This is a genomic window from Vibrio crassostreae 9ZC13, from assembly GCF_000272045.2.
In the GTDB taxonomy this organism is placed as follows: Bacteria; Pseudomonadota; Gammaproteobacteria; order Enterobacterales; family Vibrionaceae; genus Vibrio; species Vibrio crassostreae_C.
On the sequence record NZ_AJYZ02000041.1, the window covers coordinates 344671 to 367184 of the forward strand.

The following is a 22514-nucleotide window of genomic DNA, read 5'->3' on the forward strand; positions in this document are numbered from 1 at the left end:
TAGGATTAAAGGGTTGGATTAGCATCAGGACGATGTAAAGGACACCGCTCACGGAACAAGTGATGTGCGCTAACTAGGATTGTTAGCTTTCAGGATGATTGGACACCGCTAGGACGGCGAAGTAAAGGAAAGAGCTGAAGGATTACAGCCACTATTATGGATGATGCATGGAGCATTAATTAGTAGCCGGACTGCTGCGAGTAAGACCCTAGCCCTGACACTTCGGTGTCGGGGCTTTTCTTTTCCTAAGGCTTTTTCTCTATCTAGGGGCTCTCTTTAATTCAGGAGCTTTTATCTAAGCACGCGACATCTGCTTTTCTGCTAATGGTCAACACAAGGAGTGTTTTATGACGATAGCAACCTCAAGAACGCTGTTGGTACCTTATACCGAGCAGTTAGAACATGACTTTATCAAGTTGAATTGCTGCCCCATCAATCGTGCTGAAATGAACGGGCCGCATTCTATTGCCTCTGCAAAACACCTATTTCAAGAAATACTGAACGACAACGTTGGTTTTTGCCGAGCCATTATCCACAACCAAACCCGCGAATACCTCGGGCATTTGTTTGTTTCGTCTGAAGAAGGGAAGCATGAACTGGGATTTATTCTGGACAAGGAGTTTTGGAATCAAGGCCTTGCTAGTGAAGTGCTAAAACCTTTCTTTAGTTTGGTTTGTTTTGAAGAACACCTAACGAATGTTGTCGCGACCGTTAATGTTGGTCATAACCCATCAATTAAGTTACTTGAAAAGTTAGGCTTTGCATTTAAAGAGACCAAACAAGATCAGTTTGGCCCTTATCATGAATATAGTTATACCGCGTATTGCGACGTTACATTCTATGAGGCTGTAGCTCAAACCGCATAGAACGGAAGCCCACCATGGTCAGTTTCCCTTGGTACAGGTCATCACCTAACGCTGAAAACTCAAATTGATACACGGTGTGCCAGCGCCAAATGGTGGTGAGCTCATGGCGCATCTTAAGTTTATGACCACTAAAGGCAACACTTAATAGCTGTAAGTCGAGCTCTTTACATTTTCTCGCAATGGCAGCTTTCGCAAGCTCGGATTGCCTGCGCTGTTGCCAAAACAGAAAGCAAAAGAAGCACAGCATCAAAATAGCCAATAAGTTATCTATCATTTAATCCATACTTCCTTTTATCTCTCTATTCCGTTCGTGATTTGAGCTTTTTGTTATGAGCTACTGAGCTGTTCTGTCTGGTATCTATTGCGACTTAGCCGCTTGTTGTAATTCTACAAGTGCATTGGCGAGTTCTGGTGATGGGTTCGAGTTCAATAATGGTAAAAATACCATTCTCAGTGTCGGAATCATCACTAAATCTGCAAATAACTGATTGAACAAGTTTTGGTTGCCCGTTTGTGCGAGACGCAGCAAGAACTGCTCAGCAATCGCAGGATCTTGCAGTGCGTGCCAGCTGCGACCAGCCAAACCAATCAATACTTCTTGGTGGCTTAAGCGCGGGCTAGCCAGAACTTGGTTAATTACGGCGTTGGTTGTGCTTTGCTCTGCGCCAGAAAGGGCACGTACCAGTGCTGACAGTAAGAACAGATCTGGCTCTTGACTGTTAATCTCATTCTCTGCCATTTCTTGTAAGCGTTGAGCGAGCTTGTCATTGATTTGCGTATGCTCAAGCGCCCCGAGAGTCGCGTATAGAGGTTCTGAAGGCAGCTTATTCAATGCTTTGCGAATCGCGACACCATTTTGTTGGCTGCCTAAACGAGCACACATATCAGTGATGCCTTGTAGGCCAACGGTTTTCCAGTTGTCCCAGCCTAGATCGCCTGTGAAGTAGTGTTGAGCGTGTTCGTAGTATTGGCTCGTTGCAAGGTCTAAACCTGCTCTTACTTGGCTATGGAACACGGCCATTTTGTCTTCTGAAGGCTTGAAGGTATATGGGTTGTTTGACAGCTTTTGTTGTTGCTCTTCGCTGATCTCACCGTTCAAACGTGTGCCCATCGCTTCGATAACAAACTTAAGGAAATTGCCGACATCACCTTGATGTAATAGGCCTCTTTCGTCCAGTTTGAATTTTAGGAACCAGATCCAAGGTTGCTTGTGTTCGTTCCAGTAACTAATCGCTAAGTGAGCTTGTTTCTGAAGTGGAAATGGGTACGGCTGTTTCCCTTGCTCAACATCAGAGAATAAGGTGTTGTTGATCTTCTGAATACGGCGACCTAGGTCGTAGATATCGTACTGGCAACCGCTATTCTTTAGTAACTGAGTGAGCGTGTGAATCGTTTCCATAGTAATAAAGCTCCTAACTTTCTTTCCTAAATAGATGGTACTCTATGCCCCAATTTCAAGGTCACTAGATAAATAACTTGGTGAAAAATGACAGCAGCCACAAAGTTACCTCTTTTACTTCAACAACTAGAAGAACAAATGCGCCAATGTTCGCTATGGAGCACGCTTCCGCCTTCGGATGAAGCTCTGGCGAGCGTTGAACCTTTCGGGATTGATTCGTTACAACCGGAAGAGTGGTTGCAGTGGATCTTTATCGTTAAGATCAACGCAATGATGGATGCCCAAATGAGCCTACCGAAAGGCTTTGCTATCCATCCTTATTTTGGTGAAGTGTGGAAAAATGAGGCAGACAAAGTCGAACTGCTAGTGACAATTCAGAGCATTGATGAGGTATGTGCGTAATGTTAGAGATCATTTATCAAGATGAGTACTTTGTCGCGGTGAATAAGCCCGCTGGCATGCTAGTGCATCGTTCATGGTTGGATAAACACGAAACGCAATTTGTTATGCAGACATTGCGCGATCAAATTGGTCAGCATGTATTTCCATTACACCGCTTAGACAGACCGACATCGGGTGTGTTGGTGTTTGCGTTGTCGAGTGAGGTTGCTTCACAGGTGATGCCAATGTTCGCTAATCATGAGATGCAAAAAACCTATCATGCGATTGTCCGTGGTTGGATAGAAGAGGGCGATACGCTCGATTATGCACTTAAGGTTGAGCTGGATAAGATCGCAGATAAGTTCGCGAAAGAAGACAAAGAAGCGCAAGAGGCAGTGACAGTCTATGAACCGCTAGCAAAAGTAGAAGTGCCATATTCAACAGGACGCTTTCCTACGAGCCGCTACTGCTTGGTTGAGATGATGCCAAAGACAGGTCGCAAACATCAGCTGCGTCGTCACATGGCTCATCTAAGACATCCGATTGTCGGTGATACTTCACATGGTGATGGTAAGCACAATCGACTGTTCCGTGATGATTTAGATTCGCATCGTTTGTTGTTGCACGCTTCTGAGCTTCGCTTTATCCATCCTTTCACAAAAGAAGAGTTGGTGATGAAGGCCAACCTTGATGAAACTTGGCTAAGGTTGTTTGAAACCTTTGAGTGGGATACTAACTTAATCGATGCTCAAACTTGCTTGTCTAAGTAAGTCTCGCGTGTTTAGGCAATCTCCAGTCTAAGTGAATAGAGAAAATAGAATAAAAAACAAAGGGCTGATAGTGATATCAGCCCTTTTTGTATCTGTATAACCTTAACGGCATAACTAATGTTGGTTAGTTAACAGTAATAGTTAGTCGCGGGATCATTTTAGCTTTTCTAGATCAGCTTCGATCTCAGCGATCTTGCTTGATACCACTTTCTCTAGATGGCGTAAGTCGGTAAGGATCTTCTGCTTCACATCCACCTCAGCCGTTGGCGTCGGTTTGGTGATTTTGTTGAGTTCATCAATCACAAGAGTGAGGTTGCGGTTAATCTCTGTCACTTCTTTGTATTGATTATTGCCACCGCTAACAAGCACACTTTTTACTTGTCGTGGGTACTTAAATTTAACGCTTTTCGCGAACAGTTCCCCTTTCTGCTTACGAAAGTAAATCTTCAGGATATCTTTGTGCGCTTCTTGGCGAAGGGAGTAACGTTCAATCTGTTTAGGTTCGTGGATACCTAAGCCAGTGAGGTTTGGATACATAAGCGACCTCTAGTTTATGAATGTAATACTTTTATGTAATTGACTTGATCAATGTAGCAGCCTAACGACGAGCTAGATAGTTGATATATGGGAATTGATTGTAAGTTGTGGGCAAGATCGCTCTCTATCTTTACCCACACTTATCTGATGATTAGATTCTGTTTTTAGGGCGCAAGTTCCGAAACATGCTCCGTCAATCTTTCTCTTAGCGCTTGTTCCTGCTCTTCAGATAGCCTTCCTCCCGCTTCACTAGTCAGAATAAACAGATCCTCTGCTCGCTCACCTATGGTGGTGATTTTGGCACCGTGCAAGTTGATGTCTAGCTCCGCAAAGGTTGCACCGACTTGAGCCAATAACCCCGGCGTATCAAGAGCTCTTAACTCCATCAAGGTACGTTTCTTGCTCTTGGTTGGTAGGAACTCAACTAAGGTTTTGACCTTAAAGTGTTGCAAGTTACGTGGCGTGCGACGCGTCTTAATCTTAGTCGGGCGGCCATCAGTCAATACATGAGTCAGATGTTTAGCAACGGCTTTGTGTCTTGCTTCATCAATCGCTTCGCCGTGCTGGTCTAGTACGATAAAGGTATCCAAAACATGACCATCTTTGCTAACCATGACCTGCGCGTCATGAACGTTAAAGTTACGTCTGTCGAGTTCGGCAACCACGGTCGCAAACAGTGCTGCTTGGTCTTTACAATAAACGAACACTTCTGTGCCACCGCGCGTCGCTTTCTTACTGATCAGCACTAACGGTTGGCTTCGGTCTTCTAGGCGAAGTAAGTGCTCACAGTGCCAAGCGATTTGTTTATGTGTGTGACGCAAGAAATAATCGGCCTTAAAGCGTTGCCACAACACTTCAATCTCACGAGCGGTGAAGCCTTCTTTACGCAGCAGTGCTGATGCCATTTGTTGGTTGTGACGAATACGGTCTCTGACATCGACAGGGTTTTCCAAGCCGCGGCGCAGTGCTCGCTGCGTTGAGTGGAACAGCTCAGCTAACAGGGTTCGTTTCCAACTGTTCCATAGCTCAGGGTTAGTCGCACAGATATCGGCAACGGTTAAACAAACCAGTAGCTCGAGTGATTCTTCATCACGCACTTTTTTGGCGAATTCGGTGATCACATCTGGGTCGTAGATATCACGACGTTGAGCCGTTACTGACATCAATAGGTGATTTTGTACCAACCACGCGACTTGTTTGGCTTCAGGCTTCGATAGCCCGTGTTCAATACAGAAAGAGTAAGCCTCAACCGCACCTATCTCAGAGTGGTCTCCGCCGCGGCCTTTGCCGATGTCATGGAAGATAGCGGCAAGGATCAGCAACTCTTTCTTCTGTACTCGAGGATAGACTTCACAGCAGATAGGGTGCTTATCGTGGTTTTCGATTTGACCAAAGCGGTTGATGTGCTTGAGCAGGCGGATACTGTGCTCATCCACGGTGTAAACATGGAATAGGTCAAACTGCATCTGACCAACGATCTGGCTCCACTGCGGTAAGTACGCAGAGAGCACGCCCAATTTGTGCATTAAGCTAAAGGCTTTGTGCAGGGCATTAGGGTGGCGAACTAGATCCATGAACTTGTCACGAGCTTCAGGAATGGTATGCAGGAATCGGTTCAATCGACGGCGTGCCGTACGCAGTTGTCGCAATGTTGGTGGACTTACCCCTTCGATAGTCGAGTCATTGGCGATATGGATGAACATATCGAGAATGGTTTCTGGTCTTGCTTGGAATAGGGCAGGCTTGCGCGCTTCGATCAACGAACCTCGACGTTGGAAATCACTATCGAGAATTTCAGCGTCTTGGGTTTGACCGCCATTGATGATCGCTTGATCGAACAGCTTAAGCAGCATCTTATTCAGTTCAGCAACACGACGAAGGGTTCGGTAGAACTCTTTCATCATCATCTCAACACCACGGTTTCCTTCACCCGTATAACCCAGATGTTCAGCGACTTGAGCTTGATGCGCGAACGTTAAACGGTTGTCGTAACGGCGCAGTTCAATATGCAATGCAAAGCGAACACGCCATAAAAAATCTTGGCACTCAACGAGCTCACGATATTCAGCATCGGTCAGAAAGCCGTATTTGCTCATCTCTAACAAAGAGGTCGCGCCGAAGTGGCGACGCGCAACCCAGCTCAGGGTATGGATGTCTCTGAGCCCTCCCGGAGTCGATTTGATGTCCGGTTCTAAATTATAGGTGGTGTCGTGGTAGCGAGCATGACGCTCTCTCTGTTCTTGAATCTTGGCTTTGTAAAACGTCTCACTTGGCCAAAATGAATCGGAATGAATCTTCAGTTTTAGTTCTTGGAAAGTGTCTTCACTACCACATAACAATCGCGACTCTTGTAGGTTGGTCGCGACGGTTAAATCATCGGTGCCGATATCGAGACACTCAGTAATAGTTCGCACAGCATGGCCAACTTCGAGCTTTAAATCCCAAAGTAGAGTAATGAATTGACTGACCTTTTCACCAAGAGCTGGTGGTAGTGTTTTTTGCGAGACAATGAGAATATCAATGTCAGACAAAGGATGCAGTTCGCCACGACCATAACCACCCACTGCGACAAGTGAAATATGAGGCAGTTTGTTGAATCCGAAATTTTCCCACAAACGATTGAGAAGTAAATCCATGTATTCGGAGCGCAGTAGAACCAAATCGGTGACGGGATGGTGGTTCAGAAATTCATTTTTTTGATACTGCGTGAAGATCTCGAGCTGATTTTTTAATTCGCAGATTTCAATTTGTTCGTCATTGAACGTAAGAGGGCATTGATAAGGCATAGTCTGCTATCCGTGCAAGCAAATGAGAATAGTAAACAATTTAACAGAAGCTGATGGAAAATCGAAATTGAGTGGATAAAAAATATCCTCGACAATGCGAGGATATTTTTAAAAGGCTGATGCGCTCAGTTCGGTGAACTAAGCGTTCTTCATGATACGTGGGATTGTATCATCGCTGCGCAGTGTTAGTACTTCACAACCAGTATCAGTTACAACCAGAGTGTGCTCCCATTGAGCCGAGTTCTTGCTGTCTGCTGTGTATACTGTCCAGCTATCTTCGTCATCAAGACGACAGCCAAACTTACCCGCGTTGATCATTGGCTCGATAGTGAAGCACATGCCTGCTTTTAGCACGGTGCGATCGCTGTTCTTGTAGTGAACTACTTGTGGATCTTCGTGGAATTCAGAACCAATGCCGTGACCACAGTAATCTTTAACAATAGAGAACTTAGCGCGTGGGTTGTTCTTGTTGTTTGTTTTGATGTACTTCTCGATAGCAGTACCGATTTGACCAAGTTGAACACCTGGCTTAACTTGGCGCATGCCTTCGTAAAGTGCTTCTTGAGCAACCATGCACAGACGCTTGTTTGCAGGTGAAACCTCACCCACTAGGAACATCTTAGAGGTGTCACCGTGGTAGCCTTGAGGGCGAGTACTAAGATCGGCATTTGCGTCATCAGGGATGATAACTGTGATATCAACGTTCAGAATGTCGCCATCTTTGAGTACCGCAGGTTTGAATTGACCTGTGCTACCCGTTTCGTCTTGTGACGCGGGAATGCCGTGACACACAATATGATTGATAGACGTACAGATAGACTTAGGGAAACCGTGGTAATCGAGTGGCGCAGAGTATGCACCTCTTTCTAGAGCGTACTCATGACAAAGCGTATTGAGCTCTTCCGTCGTGGTACCCACTTGGATGTGAGGTTCGATCATCTCAATAATGTCAGCGGCCAGCTTGCCGGCGACGCGCATTTTTTCAATTTCTTCAGCAGTTTTAATTTTTACAGCCATTGCATATCTCTTAATTTGGTAGCACCTAAGTGTGCATATTGGGGCTATTCTATCAGTGCAGCAATTTAGCGCAACATTACCATGTCCGTACAATACTGGAGGATACTGTTAACGTGATTAAATAATGTTCGGTTAACAGATGCAGAACCTGCTTGATATAGACACTATTTATAGGTGAAATTCGCCGATAGGGTTCAGTATAGCAGTCGCCATTTTTAGAATTTTTTCTAGCCATAGATAGACAAAATATGGTATAAAGCGCGCCGGACATCAGGACTGTTTTCTCCAATTGGCGAAACAAGCTTTATGTCCACTAACTTATTTCTTTAAATCACACACATTCCGACACATGTTCCGGGGTGCCTCAACAACACAGATAACGGCTGAAAAGTGGTTAGTTGTTAGGGGTCGGATTCATGGGGGATGTGGAGGCCTAACCCCATAGAGGATTTTAAAATGGCAACTGTATCAATGCGCGATATGCTTAAAGCTGGTGTTCACTTCGGTCACCAAACTCGTTACTGGAACCCAAAAATGAAGCCATTCATCTTTGGTGCTCGTAACAAAGTACATATCATCAACCTAGAAAAAACTGTACCAATGTTCAACGAAGCTCTAGCAGAAATCGCTAAAGTTGGTGAGAAGAAAGGTAAAGTTCTTTTCGTTGGTACTAAGCGCGCTGCATCTGAAGCTGTTAAAGAAGCTGCTGTAAACAGCAACCAGTTCTACGTTAACAACCGCTGGTTAGGCGGTATGCTAACGAACTACAAAACTGTTCGTCAGTCTATCAAGCGTCTGAAAGAACTTGAAGCGCAAGCTCAAGACGGTACTTTCGACAAGCTAACTAAGAAAGAAGCTCTAATGCGTACTCGTGAAATGGAGAAGCTAGAGAAGTCTCTTGGTGGTATCAAGAACATGGGCGGCCTACCAGACGCTCTATTCGTAATCGATGCTGATCACGAACACATCGCAGTTAAAGAAGCAAACAACCTAGGTATCCCAGTTTACGCTGTAGTTGATACTAACTCTAACCCAGACGGCGTTGACTTCGTTATCCCAGGTAACGACGATGCAATCCGTGCAGTACAGCTTTACCTAAACGCTGCTGCAGACGCGGTTAAAGAAGGTCGTAACAAAGACGTTGCTGCTGTAGCTGCTGAAAAAGATGGTTTTGTAGAAGCTGAATAATAGCGGCTCTGAATCACGCTTGGCTTAGCTAATATAGATTTTGAAATCTTTATTAAATGTAAGCTAAGTTATAGTTAGATCGGGGGCCTCATTTTGGCCCCTGATTTTTACCTTATTTTCGAATCAACCGAGGAATAGAGAATGGCAACTGTAACTGCTGCTCTAGTTAAAGAACTTCGCGAGCGCACTGGCGCTGGCATGATGGAATGTAAGAAAGCGCTTGTAGAAGCAAACGCTGACATCGAACTAGCAATTGAAAACATGCGTAAATCTGGCGCAGCGAAAGCAGCTAAGAAAGCTGGTAACGTTGCTGCTGAAGGCGCAATCATCATCAAAGAAGAGAACGGTGTAGCTGTTCTTCTTGAAGTTAACTGCCAAACTGACTTCGTAGCAAAAGATGCTAGCTTCACTGCGTTTGCAGAAGAAGTTGCAGCTGCAGCAGTAGCTTCTAAAGCTTCTGTAGAAGAGCTACAAGCACAGTTCGAAGAAACTCGCGTTGCTCTAGTTGCTAAAATCGGCGAAAACATCAACATCCGTCGCGTAGCTTACGTTGAAGGTGCTGCACTAGCTTCTTACCGTCACGGTGAGAAAATCGGTGTTGTTGTAGCTGGTGAAGGCGAAGCTGAAACTCTTAAGCACGTTGCTATGCACGTTGCTGCTTCTCGTCCTGAGTTTGTTAACCCAGAAGACGTACCAGCAGACGTAGTTGCTAAAGAGAAAGAAGTTCAAGTTGAAATCGCTATGAACGAAGGCAAGCCTCAAGAGATCGCTGAGAAAATGGTTATCGGCCGTATGAAGAAATTCACGGGCGAAATCTCTCTAACTGGTCAAGCTTTCATCATGGAACCTAAGAAAACTGTTGGCGAAATCCTTAAAGAAAAAGGCGCTGCAGTATCTAACTTCGTACGTCTAGAAGTTGGTGAAGGTATCGAGAAAGCTGCTGAAATGAGCTTCGCTGACGAAGTTGCAGCGGTACAAAAAGGTTAATCCTTAGCGTATTGTTTGAAAAAAGACCGTGGCAAATGCTGCGGTCTTTTTATGAATAGTGAACTATTTTTGAAGGCAACGTTAGTGGTTATGAATGCAAACTGACTTACTCAGTTTTTATCCATGACTGTTAATCATCAACTCTTTGGAAGGTAAACTCCATGACTACGAACCCTAAACCAGTGTATCAACGTATTCTGTTAAAACTTAGCGGTGAAGCGCTACAAGGCGAAGAAGGTTTTGGTATTGACCCAACGATCCTTGATCGTATGGCTCAAGAAGTAAAAGAATTGGTTGAACTAGGCGTTCAAGTTGGTGTTGTTATCGGTGGCGGTAACTTGTTCCGTGGTGCTGGTCTTGCTGAAGCTGGCATGAACCGCGTTGTTGGTGACCACATGGGTATGCTTGCAACAGTAATGAACGGCCTTGCTATGCGTGACGCGCTGCACCGTGCTTACGTAAACGCACGTGTAATGTCTGCAATTCCTCTAAAAGGCGTGTGTGACGATTACAACTGGGCAGACGCAATCAGCCAACTACGTCAAGGTCGCGTTGTGATCTTCTCTGCTGGTACTGGTAACCCATTCTTCACTACTGACTCTGCTGCATGTCTACGTGGTATCGAAATCGAAGCTGACGTAGTTCTAAAAGCGACAAAAGTAGATGGTGTATTTACTGCTGACCCAGTAGCAAACCCAGACGCAGAGTTGTATGATACGTTGTCTTACAACACGGTTCTTGATAAAGAACTTAAAGTAATGGACTTGGCTGCATTTACGCTAGCACGTGATCACAAAATGCCAATCCGTGTATTTAACATGAATAAACCAGGCGCACTACGTCGCGTGGTTATGGGTGAAACTGAAGGTACATTAATCAGCGACGCTGACTAATTTTTCGGGCTTACTGAGGTGTTGTACCTTGGTAAGCTTATCCTTATCACTCCAAATAAAAAGCTTTCTTGAAGAAAGAACATAATCAAGGTGAAATTGTGATTAACGAAATCAAAAAAGACGCTCAAGAGCGCATGGTAAAAAGTGTTGATGCACTAAAAAACAGCCTGCAAAAGATTCGTACAGGCCGTGCGCACCCGAGCCTACTTTCTGGTCTTACTGTTGAGTACTACGGTGCTCCAACGCCTTTGACTCAAGTAGCTAACGTTATCGCTGAAGATGCACGTACACTAGCTATTACAGTGTTTGATAAAACACTGACTCCTCTAGTTGAAAAAGCAATCCTGACATCTGACCTAGGCCTAAACCCTATGTCTGCTGGTACGGTTATCCGTGTTCCACTTCCACCGCTAACGGAAGAGCGTCGTAAAGACCTAGTTAAAATCGTTCGTGGCGAAGCTGAAGGTGGCCGTGTTGCTATCCGTAACATCCGTCGTGACGCGAATGGCGATCTAAAAGCACTTCTTAAAGATAAAGAAATCTCTGAAGATGAAGATCGTAAAGCACAAGACGAAATTCAAAAGCTAACTGACGCTGCGGTTAAGAACGTAGACGAAGTTCTAGCTGTTAAAGAAAAAGAGTTGATGGAAGTTTAATTTTCCATATTCTTTTCTTTCCGGAAAAACGCTGTACTCACGGTGCAGCGTTTTTTTATGCTACTCTGTTCGACTATTAGAATTTGATTCACTCTTTTATGCATAATTCTCAAGCGTTCACAGACTCTCTTCCTAAACACATTGCTATCATTATGGATGGTAATGGTCGCTGGGCAAAAGCTCAGGGCAAGCCTCGCGTCTTTGGCCATAAAAACGGTGTTCAAGCCGTTCGTAAAACTATCTCTTCTGCAGCCAGACTTGGCATTAAAGCCGTTACTCTTTTTGCATTTAGTAGCGAAAACTGGCGTCGTCCTGAAGAAGAAGTCGGTATCTTGATGGAACTGTTTATTTCAGTGCTGTCGAGTGAAGTTAAAAAGCTTCATAAAAATAATCTACAACTTCGTGTTATTGGTGATAAAAGTCGTTTCAATGATCGACTACAAAAGAAGATAGAAGAAGCGGAAGCTTTGACTAGCACCAATACGGGTATGGTTATTAATATTGCAGCTAACTACGGCGGTAAGTGGGATATTCAGCAAGCAATGACCTCTATTGCTCAACAGGTAAAGTCTGGTGATATTAATGTAGATGACATTGATGAAGCTATGATTACACAGCACCTGACAATGGCAGATATTCCTGAAGTCGATCTACTTATCCGTACCAGTGGCGAATGCCGCATTAGTAATTTTATGCTTTGGCAGTTGGCTTACGCCGAAATGTATTTCACTGAACAATTCTGGCCAGACTTTAATGAAGACAGCTTAGTAGAAGCTGTGACTTGGTTTGTTAACCGTGAGCGTCGTTTTGGATGCACCGGTGAGCAAATTAAAGCTCTGATGGACAGTTAATAAGGATTTTTTGGTTTGAAACAACGAATTATTACGGCGTTGATTTTAGCTCCCCTAGTTATTCTAGGTATTTTCGAGTTATCACTTCCTACATTTATTCTTTCACTAGCGGTAATCTCGCTATTGGGTTTTTGGGAGTGGACTCAGTTTGTTGAAAGCAAATCACGTTATGTAGCGTTGATTCCAACGGTTGTGGTAAGTGCTGCAAGTTTTGCTTTTATCCCTTTTGATGCATTTAGCCTTAATAACTTGTCTACTGCTCACTACGCCATTCTAACGATTGGCTCGATTTGGTGGGTAATCGCGAGTGGCATGGCGGTGACTTATCCTAAGTCTATGCCTGCATGGAAAGACTCTTCTCTTCTTCGTCACGCCTTTGGTGTGCTGACTCTGCTGCCATTCTTCTGGAGTGTGGTTATCCTGCGTGCTAACGGTATCGATGCTGATCCTTACCACGGTGCTAAACTGGTGATGTTTGTTTGCTTGCTTGTTTGGGCTGCAGATAGCGGCGCATACTTTTCAGGAAAGAGTTTTGGTAAGCGTAAAATGGCACCAGCGGTAAGCCCTAATAAGACGATTGAAGGTCTTATCGGTGGCATTATTACTGCGGTGATCGTGGCTTGGATCTTTGCTGACTTGTTTGACATCCAATTCACAAGCCCACTTCACATGATTGTTATTACCCTTGTAACCGTTGTTATTTCTGTTCTAGGTGACCTTGTTGAAAGCATGTTTAAGCGTGTTTCTGGGGTGAAAGACAGCAGTAATCTGATTCCTGGTCATGGTGGTATACTAGATAGAATAGATAGCTTAACGGCTGCATTCCCTGTCTTTGCTCTGCTTTATTTAGCATTCTAATAAAAAAGGGCAGTGATTCTGCCCTTTATTACATTTCTACGGTCATATGTGATGCGAAATCTAACTATCCTTGGCGCTACCGGCTCAATTGGTGCAAGTACACTAAAAGTCGTTGAGCAAAACCCAGATCTCTATTCAGTGGTTGCACTGGCTGCAGGCTCGAATGTTGAAAAGATGCTGGCGTTAGTTGAAAAGTGGCAACCAAGCTATGTTGCTATGGCTTGCTCTGATGCAGCGTCTCAACTGACTGAAGTGTTGTCCGTGAGTTACCCTAACGTAAAAGTACTTTCAGGCACTGAAGGCATGTGTCAGGTTGCTTCTCTAGAGGAAGTGGACACGGTAATGGCCGCGATTGTTGGTGCCGCTGGTTTACTTCCTACTATGTCTGCGGTTAAAGCGGGCAAGCGTATCTTGCTTGCAAACAAAGAAGCTTTGGTGATGTCTGGGCAGTTGTTTATCGACGCCGTGGAAAAATACGGTGCAGAGCTGCTTCCTGTCGATAGCGAGCATAATGCTATTTTCCAATGCCTTCCGCAGAACGTACAAACTAACCTAGGCCGCTGTAACCTTGAAGAAAACGGCATTAACCATATTCTTCTGACTGGTTCTGGTGGTCCTTTCCGTTATACCGATGTGGCTGAACTCGAATCAGTGACTCCTGAACGCGCAATTGCACACCCTAACTGGTCTATGGGGCCTAAGATCTCTGTCGATTCTGCGACTATGATGAATAAAGGGCTAGAGTACATTGAAGCGAAATGGCTATTTAATGCTTCTCAGGAGCAGTTAAAGGTCATCATTCACCCGCAGTCTGTGATTCACTCGATGGTTCAGTACAAGGATGGCTCTGTGCTTGCTCAAATGGGCGAACCAGATATGGCAACGCCAATCGCTTTGACGATGTCTTACCCTAATCGTACCGAGGCGGGTGTTAAGCCTTTAGACTTTACTAAAGTGGGTGAGCTTACCTTCTTAGAACCAGATTTCAGTCGTTACCCGTGTTTGAGGTTAGCGATTGAAGCGTGCTACTTAGGTCAGCATGCGACAACAGCCATTAATGCAGCAAACGAGATCGCGGTCGATGCTTTCTTGAACAATCAGGTGAAGTTTACCGATATTGCTGTCATTAACGAACACGTTATGAGCAAAGTATGTGAACAACATAACTCTGAGGGTTTAGATAGCTTGGAAAGCCTTCTCGAGCTCGATAATATGTCTCGTCAAATAGCCATTCAATTTATTAAAGAGCAGCTAGCATGAGTGGAACTCTGTGGAACTTCGCATCTTTTATCGTAGCGCTTGGCATTCTGGTTGCTGTTCATGAGTTTGGACACTTCTGGGTCGCTCGTCGTTGTGGTGTGAAAGTTGAAAAATTCTCGATTGGTTTTGGTAAATCAATCTGGAGTAAAGTGGGCCGTGATGGTACTGAATACAGCTTGTCAGTGATTCCACTGGGCGGCTACGTTAAGATGCTCGATGGTCGTGTTGACGATCTTTCTGAAGATCAACAGCAATACGCTTTCGACAAGAAGCCGCTTTGGAAACGAACGGCGATTGTGGGTGCAGGCCCTGCATTCAACTTTATCTTTGCGGTGTTCGCGTATTGGTTAGTATTTTTGATTGGCGTACCCGCGGTTAAGCCCGTGATTGGTGAAGTCACTCCACAATCTATTGCTGCACAAGCCGGAATTGAAACTGGAATGGAACTTAAATCTATTTCAGGAATCAAAACCGCAGATTGGGAATCAGTCAATATGGGGTTGATATCGCACATTGGTGATCAATCCATGACAGTGACGGTTGCTTCTCAAGACGACATCGGCTTTGAGCAACAAATGACATTGGATATTTCAGACTGGTCGTTCAACCCAGAAACTGAATCTGCAATGACAACGCTGGGCTTTAGACCGTATTCTCCAGAGATATCGACAGTGCTCGCTCAAATCATTGATGATGGCGCTGCATACGATGCAGGTCTTGAAGCTGGCGATAAAATTGTTGAGATTAATGGGCAGCCTATTGAACAGTGGCAGTCGGTTGTTGAGTTAATTCGTGCTAATCCAATGACATCATTGGACTTGGTCGTATTGCGAAATGGTGCCGAGCAGTCATTGGTTATGACACCAAAAAGTCGAGAGCTTTCTGATGGTTCGACAATCGGCTATGCAGGTATTGCTCCGGAAGTCGCAGAATGGCCAGAAGATTATCGCTTTGAGTTACAATTTGGTGTAATTGAGTCTGTAGGAAAAGCATTTGATAAAACAGGTCAAATCATTGGATTGACACTGACAATGCTTAAGAAGCTCATCGTTGGTGATGTTGGCTTAAACAACTTGAGTGGCCCTATTTCAATCGCTAAAGGTGCAGGTACAACCGCCGATTATGGTCTGGTTTACTTCTTGGGCTTTTTGGCTCTGATTAGTGTTAACTTAGGGATTATTAATTTGGTTCCGCTGCCTATGCTTGATGGCGGACATTTGCTGTTTTTCGCTATTGAGGCCGTTACTCGTAAACCGGTACCTGAGAAAGTTCAGGAAATGGGATACAGAGTGGGAGGGGCAATCCTCTTCTCATTGATGGCTCTGGCAATATTTAACGATTTTACTCGTCTGTGAATGGTTTCTCACAGGCATTGGTAGTAGCAAGGAATAATTAGAATAAGTATGGCGATTAAGCAAATTCTGTTCGCAAGTCTATTGGCCACTAGTGTGGCTGCGAACGGAGCACAAAACTTTGTAGTTCAAGATATCAAGATCGAAGGTTTACAGCGTGTTGCACTTGGTGCAGCTCTACTGAAAATGCCAGTACGTATTGGCGATGAAGTGGATGAAAGCGATGTGTCTGAGATCATTCGTGCATTGTATGCTTCGGGCAACTTTGAGGACGTTAAAGTCCTTCGTGATGAAGGTGTATTGATTGTTCAAGTTCAAGAACGACCGACCATCGCAAGCATCTCATTCTCTGGTAATAAAGCGATTAAAGAAGAACAGCTTCAGCAGAACCTAGATGCGTCTGGTGTTCGTGAAGGTGAAGCCCTTGACCGTACTACGCTGAGTAACATTGAAAAAGGCCTTGAAGATTTTTACTACAGTGTTGGTAAGTACAACGCGACAGTAAAAGCGGTTGTGACACCTCTGCCACGTAACCGTTCTGACCTTAAGTTTGTGTTTACTGAGGGCGTATCCGCTAAGATTCAGCAAATCAACTTTATCGGTAATGAAGTCTTCTCTGACTCTGAACTGCTTAGTCGTTTCAATCTGAATGTTGATGTTGCATGGTGGAATTTCCTTGCGGATGAAAAATACCAAAAGCAAGTATTAGCCGGTGATATCGAAGCGCTGAAATCTTACTACCTTGACCGTGGTTACCTTAAGTTTAAGGTTGACTCTACGCAGGTGGCGATCTCTCCAGACAAAAAAGGTGTTTACATCACGCTTGGCCTCGATGAAGGCGAAGCCTACACCGTTAAAGATGTCTCTTTCCGTGGTGAATTAATCGGTCGTGAGGCTGACTTCGAAGCGTTAGTGCCATTCGAAGACGGCGATACGTACAACGGTTCTTCGGTAACGTCTTTGGAAGAGAACGTAAAACGAATTCTTGGTGAATCTGGCTACGCGTACCCACAAGTTCGCACGATTCCTGAATTTGACGATGAGACCAAAGAAGTGTCGTTGGTTATCAATGTAGAAGCGGGCAGCCGTATCTATGTTCGTGATATTCGATTCACGGGTAACAACTCAACGAAAGACGAAGTACTGCGTCGTGAAATGCGTCAAATGGAAGGCAGCTGGCTTAACTCTAAGTCCATTGATACCGGTAAGAGCCGTCTTAACCGTTTAGGTTTCTTTGAAACGGTTGATGTACAAACAGTGCGTGTTCCTGGCAGTGAAGACCAAGTTGATTTGGTTTACAACGTTAAGGAAGCGAACTCAGGCAGTATCAACTTTGGTGTCGGCTACGGTACTGAATCTGGTGTGAGTTTCCAAGTTGGCCTGCAACAAGACAACTTTGCGGGCTCTGGTAACCGTGTTGGCGTAAGTGCCATGATGAACGATTACCAAAAAAACGTGAGCTTAGACTACCGTGACCCATACTGGAACCTGGATGGTGTGAGCTTAGGCGGTAAGATCTTCTACAACGAATTTGAAGCCTCTGAAGCGGGCATCGTCGACTATACCAACCAAAGTTATGGTACGAGCTTAACCTGGGGTTTCCCTATGGATGAGCTGAACCGCATTGAGTTCGGTGTTGGCTATACGCACAACAAGATCGGTAACGTACCGACTTATATCCAGGTTGAACAGTTTGCGAGAAGTATCGACCAATACGGTGATGAGCACATCTTAACTGATGACTTCGATATCAATATCTCTTGGACGCGTAACAACTTGAACCGTGGTTTCTTCCCAACAGAGGGTAACCACCAACGTGCTTTCGCTAAAATGACGGTACCAGGCTCTGATGCTCAGTACTTCAAAATGCAGTACGATGTAAAACATTACATCCCGCTGACCAAAAAGCATGAGTTCACACTATTGATGCGTGGCCGATTAGGCTATGGTAATGGTTATGGTCAAACAGATGGTAACGATAACTTGTTCCCATTCTACGAGAACTACTACGCAGGTGGTTTTACAACCCTACGTGGCTTTGGTTCTAACTCAGCTGGCCCGAAAGCCGTTTACGGAAGCAGCACAGGTAACAACCCAACCTATGATACCGCTACTGATGATTCAGTGGGTGGTAACGCGGTTGCCTTAGCAAGCTTAGAGTTAATTGTACCAACGCCGTTTGCTTCTGATGAAGCGCGCAGCCAGATTCGAACCAGTGTTTTCTTCGACATGGCAAGTGTATGGGACACAGAGTTCGTAGACCGCGGCGCACCAAATAGTGGCAGCCAGTACTACTACGATTACTCTGACCCAACAAATTACCGTTCATCTTATGGTGCCGCTCTTCAATGGATGTCACCAATGGGCCCACTGGTTTTCTCTCTAGCGAAACCAATTAAAGTTTACGAAGGTGATGATGAAGAGTTCTTCACATTTACCATTGGTAGAACTTTCTAATATTTAAAGGACAATATTTTGAAAAATATGATTAAAGCAGCAGGTTTAGGCCTTGTAGTTCTTAGCTCTTCTTTCTTTGCAACAGCTGCTGAAGCTGCGCAAAAAGTGGGTTATGTAAACACTGCACAAGTATTCCAGGCTCTACCTCAGCGTGAAGTTGTTCTTCAAAAAATGCAGGAAGAGTTCAAAGATAAAGCGGCTGAGCTACAGAGCATTCAAGCTGAAGCGAAAACCAAGATTGAAAAGCTTAAGCGTGATGGCGAGCTACTAGGTCCTGAAGAAGTTGAGAAGCTTCGTATCGAAGTTGGCCAACTAGACAGCAAGTACAAAATCAAAGCTCAAGCATTAGAAAAAGCAAGTCAACGTCGTGAAGCACAAGAGAAGCAGAAGCTGTTCAAAGTGATTCAAGATGCTGTAACTAAAGTTGCAGAGAAAGAAGGCTACGACATGATCGTTGATATTCAAGCTCTACAATACGGTAAGCCTGAATACAACATCTCTGAGCAAGTAATTAAATCACTGAAATAAGTTTTATGAAGAACCTGACTTTAGCCGAATTGGCAACGATTACCGGGGGAGAGCTACACGGAGATGGTACAATTACCGTTTCAGCAGTCGCTCCGATGGATAAAGCGCAAGAAGGTAACATTACGTTCCTTTCTAACGTGAAGTACAGCAAGCACCTAGGTGACTGTAAAGCGTCCGCTATTATGGTTAAAGAGAGTGAGCGTCAACTGTGCAAGACTAACGTGATTGTGGTTAATGACCCTTATGTTGCTTTTGCTAAAGTTGCTCAAGCGCTTGATACTACTCCTGCTCCCGCAGCGGCTATTGCTGATTCTGCTTCAATCTCTAGCGAAGCAACCATTGGACAAAATGTGTCTATTGGCGCGAACGCTGTGATTGAGTCTGGTGTAGTACTTAGTGATGATGTGATCATCGGTGCTGGTTGCTTTATTGGTAAAAATGCAAAAATTGGCGCAGGCACTAAGCTGTGGGCTAACGTAAGTGTTTACCATGAAGTTGTGATTGGTGAAGGATGTCTGATCCAATCAAGTACTGTTATTGGCTCTGATGGCTTTGGCTATGCGAACGAGAAAGGTGAGTGGGTTAAGATCCCGCAAGTGGGTTCTGTTCGCATTGGTAACCGCGTAGAAATCGGCGCGTGTACTACCATTGACCGTGGTGCATTAGATGACACAATCATTGAAGATAACGTTATCTTAGATAACCAACTTCAAATTGCTCACAATGTTCACATCGGATATGGTTCTGCTCTTGCGGGTGGTACTATCATCGCAGGCAGCACGACGATAGGTAAGTACTGTATTATTGGTGGCGGCAGTGTGATTAATGGTCACATTGAAATCGTTGATGGCGTTACAATCACCGGTATGGGGATGGTAATGCGCAGCATCACTGAGAAAGGCATGTACTCTTCAGGTATTCCTTTACAGCCAAATAAAGATTGGCGTAAAACAGCAACGCGTGTTCATCGAATTGATGAAATGAACAAGCGTTTGAAAACCGTTGAAAAACTTATCGAGAAGAGCGCGGAATCATAATTCCAGCATTTCTAATAAAAGGCTCGCGTACAGCGAGTCTTTTTCGTTTATAATCCTTCTAATTAAATAAAGAATATATATAGGAATACGACTTTGACTACTGAACAGACAACGATGAACATTACTGAAATTCAGGAACTATTACCTCATCGCTACCCATTCTTAATGGTTGATCGTGTGACTAGCTTTGAAAAAGAAAAAACACTGACTGCGATTAAGAATGTCTCTGTTAACGAACCTCAGTTCACAGGCCACTTCCCACAACTTCCTGTATTCCCAGGCGTGTTGATCTTAGAAGCAATGGCACAAGCAACAGGCCTTCTAGCATTTAAATCTTTTGGTGCGCCTTCTGGCAACGAGCTTTACTACTTTGCAAGTGTTGATAAAGCAAAATTCCGTAAGCCAGTAGTACCTGGTGACCAACTGGTTATCGAAGTTGAATTCTTAAAAGAACGTCGTGGCATCGCATCGTTTAATGGTGTTGCTAAGGTTGACGGCGTAGTTGTATGTTCAGCTGAACTTAAATGTGCTCGTAGAGAGTTTTAATATGATTCATGAAACAGCGAAAATTCACCCGGCAGCAGTAATCGAAGGTGATGTAACTATCGGTGCTAACGTGACGGTTGGGCCTTTCACTTACATTGCTGGTAACGTGACAATTGGTGAAGACACTGAAGTGATGTCGCATGTGGTGATCAAAGGTCACACAACCATTGGTAAAGAAAACCGCATCTTCCCACACGCAGTTATCGGTGAAGAGAACCAAGATAAGAAATACGGTGGCGAAGAGACAACAGTTGTGATCGGTGATCGCAACGTGATTCGTGAGGCGGTTCAAATCCACCGTGGTACAACTCAAGACAAAGCAACCACAGTGATCGGTGATGACAACTTACTTTGTGTTAATGCTCACGTAGCACACGATGTTATTGTTGGTAACCATACTCACATTGGTAACAACGCTATTCTTGGCGGTCACGTAACAGTGGGTGACTACGCTGGTGTAATGGCGCTATCTGCGATTCACCCGTTCTGTTCAATAGGTGCTTACGCCTACATTGGCGGTTGTTCTGCTGTTGTACAAGATGTACTGCCGTACGTGCTTGCACAGGGTAACCATGCGGCTCCATTTGGTCTTAACCTAGTGGGCCTGAAGCGTAACGGATTTGAGAAACCAGAAATTCGTGCACTACAGAAAGCGTACAAAGAGTTATACCGTTCAGGTAAAACACTTGAAGAAGCGAAAGCGGCTTTAGTTGAAATGGCGAAAGAGTTTACTTCGGTTACTCCTATGCTAGAAATGCTAGAGAACTCTGAGCGCGGTATTATTCGTTAATACTTGATATGATTGTTTACCAATCAGCGCAAGTACGACAATAATGACTTAATCAGATTGGTATAACAAAAAGATCGCTACTCATTGGGCGGTCTTTTTTGTTTTAGGCAAGAAGGGAATTGGAAAACTATGGCACAGCAAGAAGCAGCAACCAATAGCTCGGACTTTGTTTCGAATGAACCTCTACGCGTAGGTATCGTCGTCGGAGAACTCTCGGGTGACACGCTTGGCGAGGGTTTTATTAAAGCGGTCAAATCACAATATCCGAATGCTGAATTCGTGGGTATTGGTGGACCAAAAATGAAAGCGCTTGGTTGTGAGTCTCTTTTCGAAATGGAAGAGCTTGCCGTGATGGGGCTTGTAGAAGTGCTTGGTCGTTTACCTCGTTTGTTAAAAGTGAAAGCGGAACTGGTTAAGTATTTCACTCAAAACCCGCCAGATGTCTTCGTTGGTATCGATGCGCCAGATTTCAACCTAAGACTTGAATTGGATCTTAAGAACGCGGGTATTAAGACCGTTCATTATGTCAGCCCTTCAGTATGGGCATGGCGTCCAAAGCGTATCTTTAAAATCGACAAAGCAACCGACTTGGTTTTGGCCTTCCTGCCATTTGAGAAAGCGTTTTATGATAAATACAAAGTTGCCTGTGAATTTGTTGGTCACACGTTAGCTGATGCTATTCCTTTAGAACCAAGCAAACAAGATGCACGTGAGCTGTTAGGCTTAGATCAAGACAAGCAATGGTTAGCTGTATTGCCGGGTAGTCGTGGTGGTGAGATGGGTTTGATTGCTCAACCATTTATCGAAACTTGCCAACGTATCAAGCAGAAGTATCCGGATATCAATTTTGTTGTTGCGCTCGTTAACGAACAGCGTAAAAAGCAGTTTACTGAAATCTGGCAATCGACCGCACCTGAGCTTGAATTCACGTTAGTCGAAGATACGGCAACCAACGTGATTACCGCTGCTGATTCTGTTCTGTTAGCTTCGGGTACTGTTGCTCTCGAATGCATGTTGCTGAAACGCCCAATGGTCGTTGGCTACAAAGTAAATAAACTGACGGGTTATATTGTTAAGAAATTGGCGATCACTGAGTTTGTGTCACTGCCGAATATTTTGGCTGGTGAAGAGATCGTGAAAGAGCATATTCTTGAAGAGTGCCACCCAGACTTTTTGTTCCCGTCTGTCGATAAAATGCTATCAGCCGATAACAGTGCCTTGATCGAACGCTTTACCGAGATGCATCACTGGATCCGTAAAGACGCAGACAAACAAGCCGCTAACGCAGTATTGAAATTGATTGACCGACCTTTTGTTGAAGCATAAAGCGCTTACTTACAGAATATTAAGAGATT

General features: G+C 44.5%; 22 protein-coding genes. 17 read left to right on the top strand and 5 right to left on the bottom strand.

Annotation, left to right across the window (positions count from 1 at the left end; all coding sequences use genetic code 11):
• Window positions 1-347: 347 nt before the first annotated feature.
• Entirely contained in the window at window positions 348-866 is a 519-nt protein-coding gene (locus A136_RS15995; RefSeq protein WP_017060749.1) for a GNAT family N-acetyltransferase, read from the top strand.
• On the opposite strand, the gene A136_RS16000 is transcribed toward A136_RS15995, so the two are convergent.
• A complete protein-coding gene (locus A136_RS16000; protein ID WP_017060748.1) occupies window positions 832-1140 on the bottom strand; it encodes a DUF3301 domain-containing protein in 309 nt (102 codons plus the stop codon). The two genes, A136_RS15995 and A136_RS16000, sit on opposite strands and share 35 nt — an antisense overlap.
• Before the next feature lie 84 nt (window positions 1141-1224).
• Window positions 1225-2265, bottom strand: coding sequence for a DUF3549 family protein (locus tag A136_RS16005; RefSeq protein ID WP_017063357.1), 1041 nt, complete (start codon window positions 2263-2265; stop codon window positions 1225-1227).
• An 87-nt stretch (window positions 2266-2352) separates the two neighbouring features.
• Between A136_RS16005 and A136_RS16010 the strand changes: the two genes are divergently transcribed.
• Together A136_RS16010 and truC are read left to right on the top strand one after the other, a co-directional pair.
• Window positions 2353-2667 carry a YqcC family protein gene (locus A136_RS16010; RefSeq protein WP_017063358.1) on the top strand — a complete coding sequence of 105 codons (315 nt, stop codon included), beginning with the start codon at window positions 2353-2355 and terminating at the stop codon, window positions 2665-2667.
• Window positions 2667-3416, top strand: coding sequence for a tRNA pseudouridine(65) synthase TruC (truC, locus tag A136_RS16015; protein WP_017060745.1), 750 nt, complete (start codon window positions 2667-2669; stop codon window positions 3414-3416). Before A136_RS16010 ends, truC begins: the two co-directional genes overlap by 1 nt.
• Window positions 3417-3569: 153 nt before the next feature.
• Here the strand turns inward: truC and A136_RS16020 are convergent, their stop codons facing one another.
• The 3 genes from A136_RS16020 to map form a co-directional block, all read right to left on the bottom strand.
• Complete coding sequence (locus tag A136_RS16020; protein WP_004734354.1) at window positions 3570-3953, bottom strand: DUF3461 family protein; 384 nt, start codon at window positions 3951-3953, stop codon at window positions 3570-3572.
• Between the two features lie 164 nt (window positions 3954-4117).
• Window positions 4118-6739, bottom strand: a complete 2622-nt coding sequence (gene glnD, locus A136_RS16025) for a bifunctional uridylyltransferase/uridylyl-removing protein GlnD (RefSeq protein ID WP_017063359.1) — start codon at window positions 6737-6739, stop codon at window positions 4118-4120.
• A gap of 138 nt (window positions 6740-6877) precedes the next feature.
• The gene (map, locus tag A136_RS16030; RefSeq protein ID WP_017060743.1) at window positions 6878-7756 is read right to left on the bottom strand and encodes a type I methionyl aminopeptidase; all 879 of its coding nucleotides are present in this window, start codon (window positions 7754-7756) and stop codon (window positions 6878-6880) included.
• 456 nt (window positions 7757-8212) lie between these two features.
• Here map and rpsB point away from each other — a divergent pair, with 456 nt between their 5' ends.
• From rpsB to lpxB, 14 genes are all read left to right on the top strand, one after another.
• Window positions 8213-8944 carry a 30S ribosomal protein S2 gene (rpsB, locus tag A136_RS16035; protein WP_032546326.1) on the top strand — a complete coding sequence of 244 codons (732 nt, stop codon included), beginning with the start codon at window positions 8213-8215 and terminating at the stop codon, window positions 8942-8944.
• A 141-nt stretch (window positions 8945-9085) separates the two neighbouring features.
• Window positions 9086-9931, top strand: coding sequence for a translation elongation factor Ts (gene tsf / locus A136_RS16040; protein WP_017063361.1), 846 nt, complete (start codon window positions 9086-9088; stop codon window positions 9929-9931).
• 161 nt (window positions 9932-10092) lie between these two features.
• Window positions 10093-10824, top strand: coding sequence for a UMP kinase (gene pyrH / locus A136_RS16045; RefSeq protein ID WP_017063362.1), 732 nt, complete (start codon window positions 10093-10095; stop codon window positions 10822-10824).
• 98 nt (window positions 10825-10922) lie between these two features.
• On the top strand, window positions 10923-11480 hold the full coding sequence (gene frr / locus A136_RS16050) for a ribosome recycling factor (protein WP_017060741.1): 558 nt from the start codon (window positions 10923-10925) through the stop codon (window positions 11478-11480).
• Window positions 11481-11578: 98 nt separating this feature from the next.
• The gene (locus tag A136_RS16060; RefSeq protein WP_017063364.1) at window positions 11579-12331 is read left to right on the top strand and encodes an isoprenyl transferase; all 753 of its coding nucleotides are present in this window, start codon (window positions 11579-11581) and stop codon (window positions 12329-12331) included.
• A 15-nt stretch (window positions 12332-12346) separates the two neighbouring features.
• Complete coding sequence (locus A136_RS16065) at window positions 12347-13189, top strand: phosphatidate cytidylyltransferase (RefSeq protein WP_017063365.1); 843 nt, start codon at window positions 12347-12349, stop codon at window positions 13187-13189.
• Between the two features lie 51 nt (window positions 13190-13240).
• Window positions 13241-14449, top strand: a complete 1209-nt coding sequence (gene ispC, locus A136_RS16070; RefSeq protein ID WP_017060737.1) for a 1-deoxy-D-xylulose-5-phosphate reductoisomerase — start codon at window positions 13241-13243, stop codon at window positions 14447-14449.
• Entirely contained in the window at window positions 14446-15804 is a 1359-nt protein-coding gene (rseP, locus tag A136_RS16075; protein WP_017063366.1) for a sigma E protease regulator RseP, read from the top strand. Before ispC ends, rseP begins: the two co-directional genes overlap by 4 nt.
• A gap of 48 nt (window positions 15805-15852) precedes the next feature.
• A complete protein-coding gene (gene bamA, locus A136_RS16080) occupies window positions 15853-18258 on the top strand; it encodes an outer membrane protein assembly factor BamA (RefSeq protein ID WP_017060735.1) in 2406 nt (801 codons plus the stop codon).
• Between the two features lie 27 nt (window positions 18259-18285).
• Window positions 18286-18786, top strand: coding sequence for an OmpH family outer membrane protein (locus A136_RS16085; RefSeq protein ID WP_017063367.1), 501 nt, complete (start codon window positions 18286-18288; stop codon window positions 18784-18786).
• Between the two features lie 5 nt (window positions 18787-18791).
• Complete coding sequence (gene lpxD, locus A136_RS16090; RefSeq protein ID WP_017063368.1) at window positions 18792-19823, top strand: UDP-3-O-(3-hydroxymyristoyl)glucosamine N-acyltransferase; 1032 nt, start codon at window positions 18792-18794, stop codon at window positions 19821-19823.
• Window positions 19824-19916: 93 nt separating this feature from the next.
• Window positions 19917-20369 (top strand): 3-hydroxyacyl-ACP dehydratase FabZ, encoded by a 453-nt coding sequence (fabZ, locus tag A136_RS16095; RefSeq protein WP_009847408.1) that lies wholly within the window; start codon window positions 19917-19919, stop codon window positions 20367-20369.
• Window position 20370: 1 nt separating this feature from the next.
• Window positions 20371-21159, top strand: coding sequence for an acyl-ACP--UDP-N-acetylglucosamine O-acyltransferase (gene lpxA, locus A136_RS16100; protein WP_017063369.1), 789 nt, complete (start codon window positions 20371-20373; stop codon window positions 21157-21159).
• Window positions 21160-21288: 129 nt separating this feature from the next.
• Window positions 21289-22485, top strand: a complete 1197-nt coding sequence (gene lpxB / locus A136_RS16105; protein WP_017063370.1) for a lipid-A-disaccharide synthase — start codon at window positions 21289-21291, stop codon at window positions 22483-22485.
• Window positions 22486-22514: the final 29 nt, after the last annotated feature.